Annotated in this window: 14 protein-coding genes; 5 read left to right on the forward strand and 9 right to left on the reverse strand. The window is 48.4% G+C overall.

The window, feature by feature from the left end:
- Positions 1–176: 176 nt before the first annotated feature.
- Complete coding sequence (locus tag BGX14_RS00005; protein ID WP_073305076.1) at positions 177–461, forward strand: hypothetical protein; 285 nt, start codon at positions 177–179, stop codon at positions 459–461.
- Here the strand turns inward: BGX14_RS00005 and BGX14_RS00010 are convergent.
- Positions 458–823 (reverse strand): hypothetical protein, encoded by a 366-nt coding sequence (locus BGX14_RS00010; protein WP_095878716.1) that lies wholly within the window; start codon positions 821–823, stop codon positions 458–460. The genes BGX14_RS00005 and BGX14_RS00010 overlap by 4 nt on opposite strands.
- Before the next feature lie 53 nt (positions 824–876).
- Here BGX14_RS00010 and BGX14_RS00015 point away from each other — a divergent pair, with 53 nt between their 5' ends.
- Positions 877–1293 (forward strand): hypothetical protein, encoded by a 417-nt coding sequence (locus BGX14_RS00015; RefSeq protein ID WP_143394061.1) that lies wholly within the window; start codon positions 877–879, stop codon positions 1291–1293.
- 5 nt (positions 1294–1298) lie between these two features.
- Here the strand turns inward: BGX14_RS00015 and BGX14_RS00020 are convergent, their stop codons facing one another.
- The 8 genes from BGX14_RS00020 to BGX14_RS00055 form a co-directional block, all read right to left on the reverse strand.
- Complete coding sequence (locus BGX14_RS00020; protein WP_095878718.1) at positions 1299–2510, reverse strand: SUMF1/EgtB/PvdO family nonheme iron enzyme; 1212 nt, start codon at positions 2508–2510, stop codon at positions 1299–1301.
- 36 nt (positions 2511–2546) lie between these two features.
- Positions 2547–3353 carry a diadenylate cyclase CdaA gene (cdaA, locus tag BGX14_RS00025; protein ID WP_073305084.1) on the reverse strand — a complete coding sequence of 269 codons (807 nt, stop codon included), beginning with the start codon at positions 3351–3353 and terminating at the stop codon, positions 2547–2549.
- Positions 3340–4227 (reverse strand): dihydropteroate synthase, encoded by an 888-nt coding sequence (gene folP / locus BGX14_RS00030; protein ID WP_078775749.1) that lies wholly within the window; start codon positions 4225–4227, stop codon positions 3340–3342. The genes cdaA and folP overlap by 14 nt, the downstream gene beginning before the upstream one ends.
- 1 nt (position 4228) lies before the next feature.
- Positions 4229–6319, reverse strand: a complete 2091-nt coding sequence (gene ftsH / locus BGX14_RS00035) for an ATP-dependent zinc metalloprotease FtsH (RefSeq protein WP_233126350.1) — start codon at positions 6317–6319, stop codon at positions 4229–4231.
- A 102-nt stretch (positions 6320–6421) separates the two neighbouring features.
- Positions 6422–7585 carry a tRNA lysidine(34) synthetase TilS gene (gene tilS / locus BGX14_RS00040; RefSeq protein WP_095878719.1) on the reverse strand — a complete coding sequence of 388 codons (1164 nt, stop codon included), beginning with the start codon at positions 7583–7585 and terminating at the stop codon, positions 6422–6424.
- Between the two features lie 51 nt (positions 7586–7636).
- The gene (gene hisI, locus BGX14_RS00045; protein WP_073305087.1) at positions 7637–7987 is read right to left on the reverse strand and encodes a phosphoribosyl-AMP cyclohydrolase; all 351 of its coding nucleotides are present in this window, start codon (positions 7985–7987) and stop codon (positions 7637–7639) included.
- A gap of 7 nt (positions 7988–7994) precedes the next feature.
- A complete protein-coding gene (locus BGX14_RS00050) occupies positions 7995–9260 on the reverse strand; it encodes a glutamate-5-semialdehyde dehydrogenase (RefSeq protein ID WP_095878720.1) in 1266 nt (421 codons plus the stop codon).
- 145 nt (positions 9261–9405) lie between these two features.
- Positions 9406–10770 carry a capsule assembly Wzi family protein gene (locus BGX14_RS00055; RefSeq protein ID WP_233126351.1) on the reverse strand — a complete coding sequence of 455 codons (1365 nt, stop codon included), beginning with the start codon at positions 10768–10770 and terminating at the stop codon, positions 9406–9408.
- A 228-nt stretch (positions 10771–10998) separates the two neighbouring features.
- Between BGX14_RS00055 and BGX14_RS00060 the strand changes: the two genes are divergently transcribed.
- The 3 genes from BGX14_RS00060 to BGX14_RS00070 are packed head-to-tail and all read left to right on the forward strand — an operon-like array spanning position 10999 to position 13996.
- Entirely contained in the window at positions 10999–12111 is a 1113-nt protein-coding gene (locus tag BGX14_RS00060; protein WP_158223175.1) for a glycosyltransferase, read from the forward strand.
- A gap of 2 nt (positions 12112–12113) precedes the next feature.
- Complete coding sequence (locus BGX14_RS00065; protein ID WP_073305095.1) at positions 12114–13064, forward strand: glycosyltransferase; 951 nt, start codon at positions 12114–12116, stop codon at positions 13062–13064.
- On the forward strand, positions 13061–13996 hold the full coding sequence (locus BGX14_RS00070; RefSeq protein ID WP_143394062.1) for a glycosyltransferase family 2 protein: 936 nt from the start codon (positions 13061–13063) through the stop codon (positions 13994–13996). Before BGX14_RS00065 ends, BGX14_RS00070 begins: the two co-directional genes overlap by 4 nt.
- The last annotated feature ends 54 nt before the right edge of the window (positions 13997–14050 follow it).

Below are 14050 nucleotides of genomic sequence, written 5' to 3' on the forward strand. Positions count from 1 at the left end.
ACAAATTTGAACCTCGGGATTTGACATACATCGCGGGTTTTGGCATTCGATTCGCCATGACCAAATCCGTCTCTAATTTAGTGAACCATTTGAATTTTAGTTGGCCTTTGAACGGTCCGCTCAAATCGGCATCTCCTAAAATCAGCCTGATCGGATTGTTTTCCCTGTAGAGATTTATGAACCGGAAACTTTATGTTGTGGAATTTATCATCGGCGTTATTGCCGTTGTTCTCGGGTGCTGGATTTCTATTCTGGTGTGGCGTGACGGCTATTTTCCCGGAGCGTTGATGCTGGTTGTCACGGGATTTTTAAGTACGCTTCTCGCTTTCAAGGAATTGAAAAAAATAAAAGGCCCTGCATGGCAGGAATCCTTTCTGAAAATACTTCGGCGAACAATGCTCTTTTTGAATTTTACGTTGTCGCTTGTCGTGCTGGGAACTTTGTTTTCAATGGTCCTTTAATTAGGGATTTGCCGGGTCAGCGTCTGGAATAGCTTATGGTATGTTGCTGAATCGATTCGGGCGTATGTGGAAATGATTGTTCCGAACTGGTAAAATGCGGAATCGCCCCGAACTCGCATATAGAACGGCATTTCCAGAGAATTCTTTCCCGTGAGCAGGGAATCGCCTTCGACATGCGCTTGCAAATCGCCGTTGATGTTGCGGATAGTGTAGTTGTTTTGGGAAGGATCCGGCTGAAAAACTTCAAAAATCATGTTTTCATCGCCTTGCCAATAACCGGTAAAAACGGTTTTTTCCTGTTTGCCGCAAGAAGTCAAAATGGCGAGCGAGGCAAAAGTGGCAATCCAAAACAATTTTTTCATCTTGTTCTCCGAAGGAATGAGTGCCTCTTTAAAATAGTTATTTTTGAAATTGTATGCGTTCTTGTTCTGCCATGTTGCTTTTCTTTTGCGCAATCTGCTGCGCGGAGTGGGGACCCGCCGAAGTGCATAATCTGCTGATTAAAAGGGTTCAGCTAAAAACGGGAGTCTATACGGGAAAATTGGATGCCGCCATGGATTCCGCCGGTCTGGTCGTCGTTGCAGAATATCACAAAGTGATGGGGGATTCCTATCGCCCGACGATTACAAGCGCAAATGATTATGGAAAACACGCTCGCCGTTCCAAACATTATGAAAATAAGGCACTGGATTTTCGGATTTCCGACGTCCCGCGGAATAAAAGGTCGCAGCTGGTGGCGTCGATTCGCCAAGCTTTAGGCAAACGCTTCAACGTCTTTTGGGAAGAAAAGAACACGGCGAACGAGCATTTGCATATCGAGCTTAAAGAATAGCCGCTTTATTTGGCGTCTGCACAGCAGCGGAAGCCGACAAAGTTGTACTGGTTCTGCGGGTAAAAGCTGTATTTGGTGCTGGAACAGTGGCTTTCGTTTTGCGTGTCCCAGGCTCCTCCGGCGACAAGGAAGCGGTTGGGCGCATTGGCGGGGGTCGCCGTCCATTCCCACAGATTGCCGTTCATGTCGTACATGCCGAACCAGCTCCGGCATCCTTCTTTTCTGCCGGCGCGTTTTGCGGATTTTGAATTGGTATTGCAGACCGAGGGACGGTAACTGTTTCCATAGGAATAGCGGAATCCGTCTTTTCCCCGGCAAGCGGCGCTCCATTCATCAAAGCGGCAGAGGCGTTTTCCCGCCTGTTCGCAAAGGGCGACTGCTTGTTCATGGGAAACCATGTCTTTGGCGATTTCTCCGGGAATGTTGGGATATTCGTAGGCATCTACGCACACGGTCTTGCCGTTTACAGGAACAGGGTAGGCGTTTTTGCCGCAAAGATTGTCGCTCGCCATATCGTAGCGGACTTTTTGCCAAGGCGTTCTATTGCCCGCGGAGTCTTCGGCCTGATAATAGACGTCGCCGGTTTTGTTGTAAGTCACCGCTCCGGTCAATTCTTGCGCTTGATTTGTATCGCCGACGGCGTAAAATGTTTTGCAGCGGATTTCGTTGCATTTTACTTTGATTTGAATAGGATCGTAATATCTTCCTTCGGGCGGTAAGATGAAGGCTTGAGGAGGAATGGAATCCCGATTGTTGTAAGCTTCGATGCTGTCCGCGATTTCCTTTCTCCGCCGATTCAGGCTGTCTTCTTCGGCTTTTTTCGCTTGGGCGATGCTGTCTCTGACAAAACGCTTCCGAGCGGCTATGCTGTCCTGTCGGGCTTTTTCTTCGGGCGAAAGCGGCTTTGGCGTCGCCTTGACAATGCTGTCTTGGATGCGGGCTAGGCTATCCGCGCGGGCGATGCTGTCGGCGAGAAGTGCGGCTGCAAGGCTGTCTTTGTAGCGTTGCAGGCTGTCTTCCTGGAATTTCTTGTCTTTGGCTTTGTCGTCGATTTCGGTTTTCCGTTCGGCAAGCATATCCGCTTTCATGTGGGAAAGCTGGCATTGGACGACAAATAGGGCCGCGAGCAGCAGCAACATCAGGACGAGAATCGTCAAGTGGTATTTTCTTTTTCTTTGAAGCTGGCGTTCGGAAGAATTTTTTTGTGCAGGTTTCATAAGAAATTCCCAATGGCAAAGAGGAATGGATAAAGGCTATTTGGATGCGGAGTCGTCAAAAAGAGCGCGCCAGTGGCGCTTGATTTCTTCTTCGACTTCTTTGACGCTGAGCTTGCGCCGAAGGGTGGTGCGGTAGGCGATGGAAATATAACCGGTTTCTTCGGAAACGACGATGACCATGGCGTCGCTTTCTGCGGCGAGCGCTTTGGCGGCTCGATGGCGCATTCCGTAACTGGTGTCCTGTTCCGAAGTAATCGCTGGCAGCGGAAGAATGCAGCCCGCGGCGACGATGCAGCGGCTGTTCAAGATGACTGCTCCATCATGGAGAGCCGAATTGGGGAAGAAGAGGGCGCGCAACAGGCGAGAGCTGATTCGGGCGTTCAGCGCTTCTCCAGTGTCGGCGTAGTTCCGGAGTCCCACGCGGTTTTCCAAAACAATCAATGCCCCGAATTGATTTTTTGCCAAGTCCTGAACGGCGGCTCCGATTTCTTCGGCAATTTTGTTCAGTCCGCTCTGGTGGAAAAAGAGATTTTTCAAATTCATTTTGGCGGCGGATTGGCCGATGCGGGTGAGCGCTCCCCGAATTTCCGGTTGGAAGAGGATGACGATGGCGATAATGCCGAGAGTCGCCAGATTGCTCAATAGCCAAACCAGGGTGTGCAGTTCCCACCATTGCGCCAGAATCCACCCGATAAGCAGAAGGCCGCCTCCGACAAACATCTGGACGGCGCGCGTTCCGCGAAAGAGCAGAAAGACGTAATAAGCGATAATCGATATCAGAAAGATGTCGAGAATATCCGCAAAGCGGACATCGATAACGCCAAATAATTTAAACAGGTGCATGGCGGAAAGCCTTTAGTAGTTGAAAGGATTCGACGGCTTCGCGGACATCGTGCACTCGGATGACGGTTGCTCCGCCCAATGCTGCCAAAATCCCCGAAACGACCGTGGGAATGAGGCGGTCGCTGTTTTCAAGTCCGGGCGTTTTTCCGATAAAGGATTTGCGGGACATTCCATAAAGAACGGGAAAGCGGGTATCGACAAATTTTTCGGCATAGGCGATCAAATCCAGATTGTTTTGCAAGTCTTTGCCAAAGCCTATGCCCGGATCCAGACAAATCGTTTTTTCGTCCACCCCTAAATCGATGAGTTTTTGCGCTGCCTGGAGAAGGCTTTCCCGAACTTCGCGGACGACATCTTGATAGGGGGCGAAGTCTTGTTGCATCGTGCCGAAATTTCCGCGCATGTGATTCAAAACGCAAGACGCTTTGGTTTCGGCGATGGTCTGCGCCATGTTCGGGTCGAATTGCAGCGCGCTGATGTCGTTGATAATATGCGCGCCCGCTTTGACGCTTTCCAAGGCGACTTCGGATTTTACGGTATCGACGGAAATGGTGAAATTTCTGGTCGAAAGCAGGGGCGCGAGTTTGCGGATAAGGGGAACGACTCGCTCGATTTCTTCTTGGGCGGAAACGTGTGCGGCTCCGGGGCGAGAACTTTCTCCGCCGATGTCGATGATGCTTGCGCCTTCGTCTAAGAGTTTTTGGGCGTGTTCGAATGCGGCATCGAGAGTGTTGTGCTTTCCCCCGTCAAAAAAACTGTCCGGCGTGACATTCACGATTCCCATGACCGCGGGAACCGGTTTTCCCGAAATGACGTTGCCGCAGACGGTCCACGGATTTGCCGAAGAATTTTTGATATAACTGGAAAAAGGCATGTTAAGCGTGTTCTCCCTTGATTTCGGCGTCTTGTGCGGATTCCGGTTCAGTGGGGAGCGGAGCCGGACGACCCGGATCGGGCGGCGGTTCTTCATTTTGCTTTTCCTCTTCCTGTTTTTTTCGCATTTCTTCTTGGAAGAGATAGGTGCGGCTCTTTTTGGAGTCTTCCAGTTTTTCACCGGCAAGAACCCGCTCCACTTCGTCCCTGTCCAGAACTTCGTATTCAAAGAGCGCATTGCCCAGGGTGTCGAGTTTTTCCCGATTTTCTGTCAGCAGTTTTTGGGCTTTTTCCGTCAGGCGTTTTACAAGTCCGTTCACCGCATCGTCAATGGTTTCCGCCATTTTTTCGGACATTTCTTTCGGCTTGCTGATTTCCCGACCCAGGAAAATTTCGCCATCGTTGCGGCTGTAGCAGAGCGGCCCGATGTTGTCGTCAAAGCCCCATTCCGTTACCATTTTCCGGGCGAGATCCGTTGCGCGCGCGATGTCGTTGGATGCTCCGGTGCTCTGATGGTTGAATACGATCAATTCCGCGAGGCGTCCAGACATGAGAATCATGATGTTCTCTTCGGCGCTTTCCTTGGAAAGGGATACGCGGTCGTTTTCCGGAAGCGACATGGTGACGCCGAGGGCGCGTCCGCGCGGAATGATGGTTATTTTGTGCAGAGGATCGGAATGCGGGCAAAGAAGGGTCATGAGGGCGTGTCCGGCTTCATGGAATGCCGTATGCCGTTTTTCTTCGTCGGACATCAAAAGCGTGCGATGTTCGGCGCCCATCGCGAGTTTGTCCCGCGCTTCTTCAAAGTCCTGTCGGGTTACTTTTTTGTTGTTGAATCGGGCCGCCAGGAGAGCCGCTTCGTTAATCAGATTTTCCAAATCCGCGCCTGCAAGTCCGGGGGTGCCCTTGGCGATTTCCTTCACGTTCACGTCGTCTGCCAGCGGAACTTTCCGTTTTTTCAAGTGGACGTTCAGGATGGCTTCACGACCGATCAAATCGGGAAGGCCGACGGTAATCTGGCGATCAAAACGTCCGGGGCGCAGCAGTGCTTTGTCCAGCACGTCGGGGCGGTTTGTTGCAGCTATCAGAATGACGCCGGCATTGGCGGCAAATCCGTCCATTTCCACGAGGAGCTGGTTCAAAGTCTGTTCCCGTTCATCATGCCCTCCGCCGAGACCTGCGCCGCGTTGGCGTCCCACCGCGTCGATTTCGTCAATAAAGAGGATACAGGGGGCGTTCTTTTTTCCCATATCAAAAAGGTCGCGGACGCGAGCGGCTCCGACGCCCACAAACATCTCTACAAAATCCGAACCGGACATGCTGAAGAAAGGAACTCCGGCTTCTCCAGCGACTGCGCGGGCCAGCAAGGTTTTTCCCGTTCCCGGAGGGCCGACAAGCAAGGCACCTTTGGGAATTCTTCCGCCCAGAGCGTCGTATTTTTTGGGGTCTTTCAAAAAATGAACGATTTCCACCAAATCGGCTTTGGCTTCATCGCATCCGGCGACATCTTTAAATGTCGTTTTGCTCTTTCCGTTTTCGTTGAGCTGTTTCGCTTTGCTCTTGCCAAAGGAGAACATTCCGACTCCGCCTTTTCCTCCGGTTTGACGAACCATCATATACCAGAAGAAAGCGATGAGAAGAATGGCGGGAAGGAACGCGAAAATGCGGTCTATCCAGCTTCGCGTTTCATGAAGGACGCGGACTTTCAGATTTTTCGTCTTTTCCCACGTGTCGATTTGCTCGCTGGTCAGATTGAGTACATGGCTTGTGAACGCCTGCGTGTTGTTGGGAGTGGAATTGCTGCGGACAAAACGGGAGAGAAATCCGTTTTGCTTCTTTTCTCCGGCGATTTCTTCGGAGGTCATCGCCCGTGTTCCTTCGATGGTGATGCCGTCGAGGGTGCGCTGCAATTTCAGGCTCTTGATTTCTGACGTGGAATCGTTCATCATGGCGAAGAATTCGGTTCGGGTCAGGTCTTTGGTTTCTTCGCCGTCGTAGAGGCGCATAAAGAACAAAACCATCAAAAGCATGGTTGCAATCAGGAAAAAATTCCGATTTTGAAATGCAGAAGGCGTCTTAGGCTTTTTAGTCATTTTAATCCTTTAAAAATGCGATGTAAAAATACAAATTGCAAAAAGAAATGGTTGGGGATAGCCTTTTGATAAAGGCGTTATTTTCAAATAATCAAGCCGGATTCAGCGATTGTCGCCGAGATGGATTTTGCCGATTTGAAAAATGCGGTTTTCTTCGGCATAGAGAGGGATAAAGTCCCGGACAAATGCGGGAATGCCTTCTTCTTCCATCCATTTTCCCAATTTTTTGGGTGGGCGTCCGGCAGGAATGCAAAAGTCTCCGTTTTTTCGTTTGCGAAAACCGGCAGGCGTTGCGGGCTCTTCCTTTTTTTTGTTTTGGCAAAACCAAAGTATCGATTTGGATTTTTCAAAGATCAGTTCGGCGTCTCTGGAGGAAAAGGAAGAGAGGAACTGGATGCTTCTAGGAAATGCAAATCCATTTTCTTGCAACCAAAAGCGGAAAATTTCAGCACCGCCATTGAGACTTTTTAAAGATAAATTCACCAGTACTTGTTGGTGAATGGCAATGACCGTTTCGTATGGGGAAGATTCTTTGGGGAATGGCCACAGCTTGGGGGGGAGAACAAAAGGCCGGATGGCCGTCTCGGATTGGTGACGGATTTTTTGGCAAAGGCTTGTCGACAATTTTGCGATATTTGTCAAAGAAGAAATTTCGGCATTTAAAATGGGCAAAAGCCGGTGACGGATGGCATTTCGGGCGAAGGATTCGTCGGCATTGGTTTCGTCTTCGACATATTCAATGTGATTTTCTTCGGCGTATTCTTTCAAATCGGCTTTCGTGCATGGGAGCAAAGGACGAAAAACGCCGTCTTCCCGCACGGTTTGAATGCCGCAAAGTCCTTTCCAGGAAGAGCCGCGTAAAATCCGCATCAAAACGGTTTCCGCCTGGTCGTTGGCATGGTGTGCCGTAAGGATATAATCCGCGCGAACTTCGGGAAGAGCTGCGATTTCTTTGAGGGCGGCGTAGCGGGCAAGGCGAGCGTTTTCTTCAATGGAACCTTTTTGTTTTAGAGCGGCTCCGTTTAGATATCGGATGTAGAAGGGCCGGCGGGATTGAAAAGCAAATCGGGCGACAAAATCGGCGTCTCGGTCGGCGGTGCTGCCACGAAGTCCGTGATGGACGTGTGCAATTCCCAACCATTCGATTCCCAAAGCGAGTTGGTTGTGTACAAAGTAATGCGCTAGGCACATGGAATCCAATCCGCCGGAAACCGCAAGAAGCAAACGTTTGAAGCGTTTGGAATCTGGCAAATCGGATATCTGCATCGCTTGGGGAAGGAGTCGTTTAGGGGCGTCCGCCGGATTTGACTCCGCGGATTAATTTTCGGCTTTTTTAAAAAAACAAGTGCGGGAGCCGGTATGGCAGGCGACTTGTGGACCTTTCATGCGGACGCGAAAAAGAAGCGCATCGCTGTCGCAGTCCAGAGCCCAATCGATCACGGTCATTACGTTGCCGCTGGTATCGCCCTTGTGCCAGTATTCTTTGCGGCTGCGGCTCCAGAAAACCATTTCTCCGCATTCGATGGTTCGGCGGAGCGCCTCTTTGTCCATCCAGGCCATCATGAGCACGTCGTGCTTGTCGGCGTCCTGAACGATGGCGGGAATCAAAAACTTGTCGCCGAATTGAACTTCGTATTTGACTTCTTTTAAAATTTCTTCGGTTTGCATATTTTGCCTAATTTCTCAATTGACCGTTACCGTTCAAAATCCATTTGTAAGTGCACAGGCTTTCGATTCCCATGGGGCCACGGGCGTGAATTTTATCCGTGGAAATGCCGACTTCTGCACCGAGTCCGTAAATTCCGCCGTCGGCAAGTCGCGTGCTGGCGTTGATCATCACGCTGGAAGAATCGACGTTGCGGAGAAAATAACGCTGTACTTCGGTATCTTCGGCAAGGAGTGCTTCCGTGTGGCGGCTCGAAAATTCTTCGATGTGTTTGCAGGCTTCTTTTACGCCATCGACAATGCGGACGCTGCACTGGAGCGCAAGATATTCATGATGGTAATTGGCGTTTTCGCCGATGTCTTTGATATCGGGAATGCGTTCTCGGGTTTTGGCGTCTCCGAACATTTCCACTTTTTTAGCGCGAAGCGGATCGAGAATCGCCTTCATATCGCTATCGGAAAGGCTGGAGTCCAGGAGCAACGTCTCCATGGCATTGCAGGTTCCGGGGCGTTGCGTTTTGGCGTTTTCGACAATTCTGGCGGCCATTTCCAGATTTGCAGATTTGTCCACATAGATGTGGCAAATGCCGTTGAAATGCTTGATGACAGGGATGGAACTCTGTTCGACGACGGCGCGAATCAACCGTTCGCCGCCTCGGGGAATCACCAAGTCCAGATATTCGGATTGTTTTAAAAGAGCCGAGACGACGGCATGGTCGGGCTCTTCGACGAGTTGGACGGCGTCGGAATCTATTCCGGTTTTGGTCAGCGCGTCTCGAAAAATCTGGGCGAGAATTTGGGAGGAATGCAGGGACTCTTTTCCTCCGCGCAAGACGACTGCATTTCCCGACTTGAAACAAAGTGCAGCACCGTCGATAGTCACATTCGGACGGCTTTCATAAATGAAAAAAATGCAGCCCAGAGGCACGGTAACTCGGGAAATATCCACTCCGTTCTGGAGCGTTCTTTTTTCCAAAACTTTGTCCAAAGGATCGGGGAGAGCGGCGATTTCCTCGACACCGCGAGCCATGTTTTCAATGCGTTCGGGATTGAGAGTCAATCTGTCCAGCTTGGCGGGGGAGAGCTTGTCTTGGCTATTTTCCAGATCCCGCGCGTTGGCTTCAAGAATCTTTTTTTCGTTTTCGCGAAGAGCTTTGGCAACTTCGGAAAGTGCCTGATTTCGGAGAGTTGCTGGAATGGTGCGAATTTTTGCGGAAGCGCTTCTGGCTTTTTTGGCCAGGCTTTCTGCATATTTTTGAATTTCGTCTTGTGTCATATCCTAAAGCTAGAAAATCAAAAGATGAATTACAACGTAAATGGATGGAACGGCTGAACGAGAATGCTTCATGGACGAAGGAATGCTTTCCAAAGGAGTTCGATGATGCCGTTGTCTATTCGAGTTTTGCGAAAAATTTTTCAAGTTACCAAGTGATGCCTGCACTTCCGCTTAAACGATAGCCTTCATAGTCGCCCGTGTAAAAGCTCTGCGAAAGATGAAGCCACAGCCACTCGGTCGGTTTGCATTGCACGCCGACGCCGAATTCCCGGTAGTGAAGAGTACTCGCTTTCGCTAAAAATTCACGATCGGTTCTGTCGTAGGGCGTGTGGATATCGTAAAGGTTGCCACCAAAGGCGGAATCCTTGGCAACATTCGAGGCAAAAAAGGAAAGCTCCACCGCTTTGTATGCAGCTCGGATTTCGGTGTAAAATTCGCGGGAATTGGGACCAAGTTCGGAACCAAAACTTTGGCCGTAATGCGTATAGGAATATCCTGCTCCCTTGTGATGCGTATAGACCCAAGGTTCAATCCAAGTGAATTCGGAGTTGAACGAAAAGAGGACTGGCCCGATTTGACGGTTGTCTGTCGCGACGCCGATGCTGGCCGCCCATTTGTTTCCCCACCAGGAATCGTCGAACATGCTGGTCGGTTTTTTCATGTCGTCCCAGAGCATTTCCGCATAGATTTCCCAGTTCGGAATCGTCTTGACGCTCATGTCAAAACTGATGCCGGTATTTTCTAAGTCTCCCGTGTAGTGCTGTGCAAAAATATAGGGAACAAACGGTGCCGCATAAATCCATTCAAAACTGCGGTCCGTGCTGTCGGCATCTTCGTTTGCGTTCGAGCCGGCTCTTTCGACTGTAGAACCATAAAGAAGCGTCTCGCTAATCCCAAATTCAATGCGGGCGGGCAGATTCAAGCCGAGGCGGTGCGCATGGAAAAATTTGTCTTTATGCTTGTCGTGATAAAGTTTTCCGGCGTATTGCGTATAGGTTACAGGTCCGATGGTAAATTCATATCCCAAATACGGTGTTGGCGCGGGCTGCATAATGTGGTCTGTTGAATCCATCCACGGGCGATAGTGAACGTTCTCGCCTTTGAGTGTCAGCTTATTACGACGAGCGGGTCCCCATGCCAAATAATCGACTCCGCCCATGAGCTTTACCCATTGGTTGAAACGGAATTGGCTGCTTGCCGTAAAATAGTCCCAGGTTCTGGAATCGTCGCTCTGTACGTTAAAGGGAATGCCGCTGTAGGGATTGTAGCCCGGATCCTGGTAGCTACGGGAGGTTTTGTCGTTGGATACGCGAGCCTTCGCTTGAAATGTAAATTTGTCTGTAATCGCACCGTTGATAAAGAGCTCCACGAATAGGCTGTTTTCCGTGTGCTTGTCGGTTTTCGGGGTGTTGTCAAAGCGGGAAACCGAAAGGGAATCGCCGAGAGTTCCTCGAATGCGGAAATAAGCGGAGGAGTCGCCAAAGCCGATATGGCCGGGAAGAGTCGCCAAAACTGTTCCGACGAAAAAAAGCAAAAGGAAGTTCGCCAATTTCATGATGGCTTTAATTTTAGAATTTCAAGGGCGAAAAGAAGTCATGAAAAATGAAATCCGGTAATTTTAAGAGCCGATTTGAAAAAAGGGCGTTTCTTTTGCTTGAAGAGGCGACGGCCCCCCGAAGAATGAAGAAAGAATACGCAGAAGGGATTTGTAAAACCTATATTTTCTGCAATGCAAAAAATGGATACAAAAATTTGCTTTTATAGCGACGCCAGAGAATGGGGCGGCCAGGAAATGCTTTCGGCTAAAATGGCAAATTTTGTTCGTGACATTTTTCCAGAAGTCATTTTTTTTCATTCTTCTGCAAAATTTTTAGAGAATCTTTCGCCAAAAATTCACAGCGTTCCGCTTCCTTTTTTTGCCAGTACGCCGTTCCCGATTTTTCGAGACCGTTCCCATCAAAAACAAAAAATTCTGCGTGAACTTTTTAAAAAACTTCAAGTGAAAGTTCTGGTGATTTGTCCGGGGAATATCGAACGTTGTTTGCCAGCCGTTCTGGTTGCGAAAAAAATGGGAATCCGATTGATATCCTATTTCCCTATGGCTTTTACGCAGCGGGAATCCGGTGCTCCCTTGGGACTTATTCGTGATTTTCTGGCACGTTTCATTTATCCAAAAATTTCCAAGTGGATTGTGATTTCAAAAAACCAAGAAAAACTTTTGCGCCGTTTTATTGGTCCGAAAAAACAAGTCTGGATTCTTCCCAATCCCGTTTCTTGGGAAGCCATTTTACCGCCTAAAATACCCATAAAGCCCCTTTCCATAGCGACTATCGGGCGGATTTATTTTAAGCAAAAAGGGCAAGATGTCATTCCGCCCCTTGCAAGGGAACTTTCCCGAATGGGTTTTCCCTGTTCTTTTCGCATTATAGGCGAAGGCCCGAATAAGAAGACCCTTGAAAAACGGATTCATCAATACGGTGTTGAAAATTCCGTACAAATTCATTCTTGGATGCCTCAAAGTGAATTGCACGAAATTCTGAAAAATCAAATCCACCTTGTTTTTATCCCATCCCATTTTGAAGGGACGCCCATGATTCTTTTTGAATCTTTCGCTTGTGGCGTTCCTGTTTTGGTTGCCGATTCTGAATACGTCAAAGAATTTGAATTGCCGGATTGGATGATTTATAATCCCCAAGACATTCAGGATGCCCTGCAAAAAATCAGGAACTTGCCAGAAAGTTTTCGTGAAGATGAATTTATGGTTTGCCGGGAACGCTTGTTTAAAAATCGTCGTCTAGATGAATTTGAAAAACGGACACAAGAAATTTTTCTCCAGATATTTCAAGAGTAATTATGAATCAGATTTGTATCGTTCTCTGTACTTATAATGGCGAAAAATTTCTTTCGTTTTTTTTGCAATCCCTTTGCAATCAAACGGAGAAAGCGAAATGGATTGTGGCTTATGACGACGCTTCTACAGATGCTTCGGTTTCCGTTTTGGAAAAATTTTCCGAAGTTTTGCCTATTAAAATTTTTCGCGGTGAAAAAAATCTGGGGCACCGAGGCGCGTTTCATCAGGCGTTAAGTTTTGCTTCGCAATATGTGGATGATTCCGATTTTATCGCCCTCGCTGATCAGGACGACGAATGGATTCCAAATAAATTAACTCTTTTGAAAAAAGCTCTTGTTAAAAATCCTTCCAGTGCTTTGGCTTTTGGCGATGCGCGGGTAATAGACGCTTTCGGTAAAGAAATCGCGCCTTCCTGGAGAATCTATGACGGAATTCCGGATAGGGTTTCCATCAAAGCGCAGATTGCGGGAATCAATCATGTAACCGGTTGCCTTTCTTTATTTAGAGCTTCTTTGCTGGCCAAAATTTTGCCCATTCCCGAAGGCGTTTCTGTGCATGATCGCTGGATTGCCATGCTTGCAGAACGTCATGGCGGCATTTACCGTCTTTCCGAAGCCGTTGTAAAATATCGCTTGCATGAATCCAATGCGGTGGGAGGAAAACCGGTTCCGCCCATGAGCCAGACTTTGAAAATTCAGGAAAACTGGGTCTTGTGCCTTTTGAAAAATGCCGAAAGGATTCCACTGACCGAAGGGGAAATCCGTTTTGCCCAAAAACTCCTGAAGCTTCACCAAGGGAGACAAACAAAGGGATTTCTGCCCCTTTTTCTGCCTTGGATTTTAAAAAATCAGAATGAACTTTTTTTACCCCGAAATTTAAAAACGCGAATCCGACAGATTTTATTTTCTTTAATCGGGCTTCCTTGGGCAAAAATTTTTTGGAAGAAATCATGATTCAAAAAACAGCCATCATTATCGTTACTTACGGACATTGGGAACAAACCAAAAATTGTCTGGATGACTTGCTAAAAAATCCCAAGGAATCGTTTCGTATTTTTGTGGTGGACAACGGAAGTCTAGATGGCACGCCGGAGCGTATTGCTCAGGATTATCCCGAAGTCCGCTTGCTTTGCGCCAAGGAAAATCGGGGATTTGGTGCCGCCAACAATGCAGGAATTGCCTTAGCTCAACCGGAAAATTTTTCATTTGATTCCATTTTATTTTTGAATAATGATACGCGGCTTTCGCCGAATGCAATTCCTTCTTTGCAAAAAGATTTGTCCCTTTTTCCAAATGATGTCGTGGTCCCTCGGCTTTTGAATGTGGATGGCAGTCTTCAAAAAAACTGGTTTTCCAAAATCCCGCCGGTGCAATTTTTTTTCAATGCCTTCCGTTCCGAGGAATCGGCGTCGCGTTACGTGAATGGAGAAATAAAACCCATATCCGGCACGTCCTTTTATGAAGCCCAGTGGACGAATGCGGCGGCTTGGATGATGACAAGGGAAACCTGGAATAAGGTGGGCGGTTTTGACGAAAATATTTTCATGTATTACGAAGATGTGGACTGGGCGTATCGGGCGCACCGTTTTCAAATCCGCTTTTTGATTGATTTTAAAACTTCCATCATCCATCTGGGCGGAGGCTCTGCGAAAAATGTTCTTTCGCGCAGTTTGCAACACGATTCCTCGCAACTGTATTTTTATCGCAAGCATTATGGCTTCAAAGGAGTCGTTCTTTCGCGAACATTTCGCGCGGTTCGCAGTTCGCTTCGTGTGCTATTTTCGCTTCCTCGAGTGCCGTTTTCAGCGGACGCAAGAAATCGCGTGAAGCTCCATTTTACCTTATTTCTTTTTGCCTTGGGACTTTTTCCTTTTTCCAAAAAGTAAAATTCTCTTTTGCCTGTCGGCTTAGGGAAAACGGAATGCCGGTGTGAAGAATCC

Origin of the sequence: Fibrobacter sp. UWS1 (assembly GCF_002300445.1) — a bacterium.
Classification (GTDB): domain Bacteria; phylum Fibrobacterota; class Fibrobacteria; order Fibrobacterales; family Fibrobacteraceae; genus Hallerella; species Hallerella intestinalis.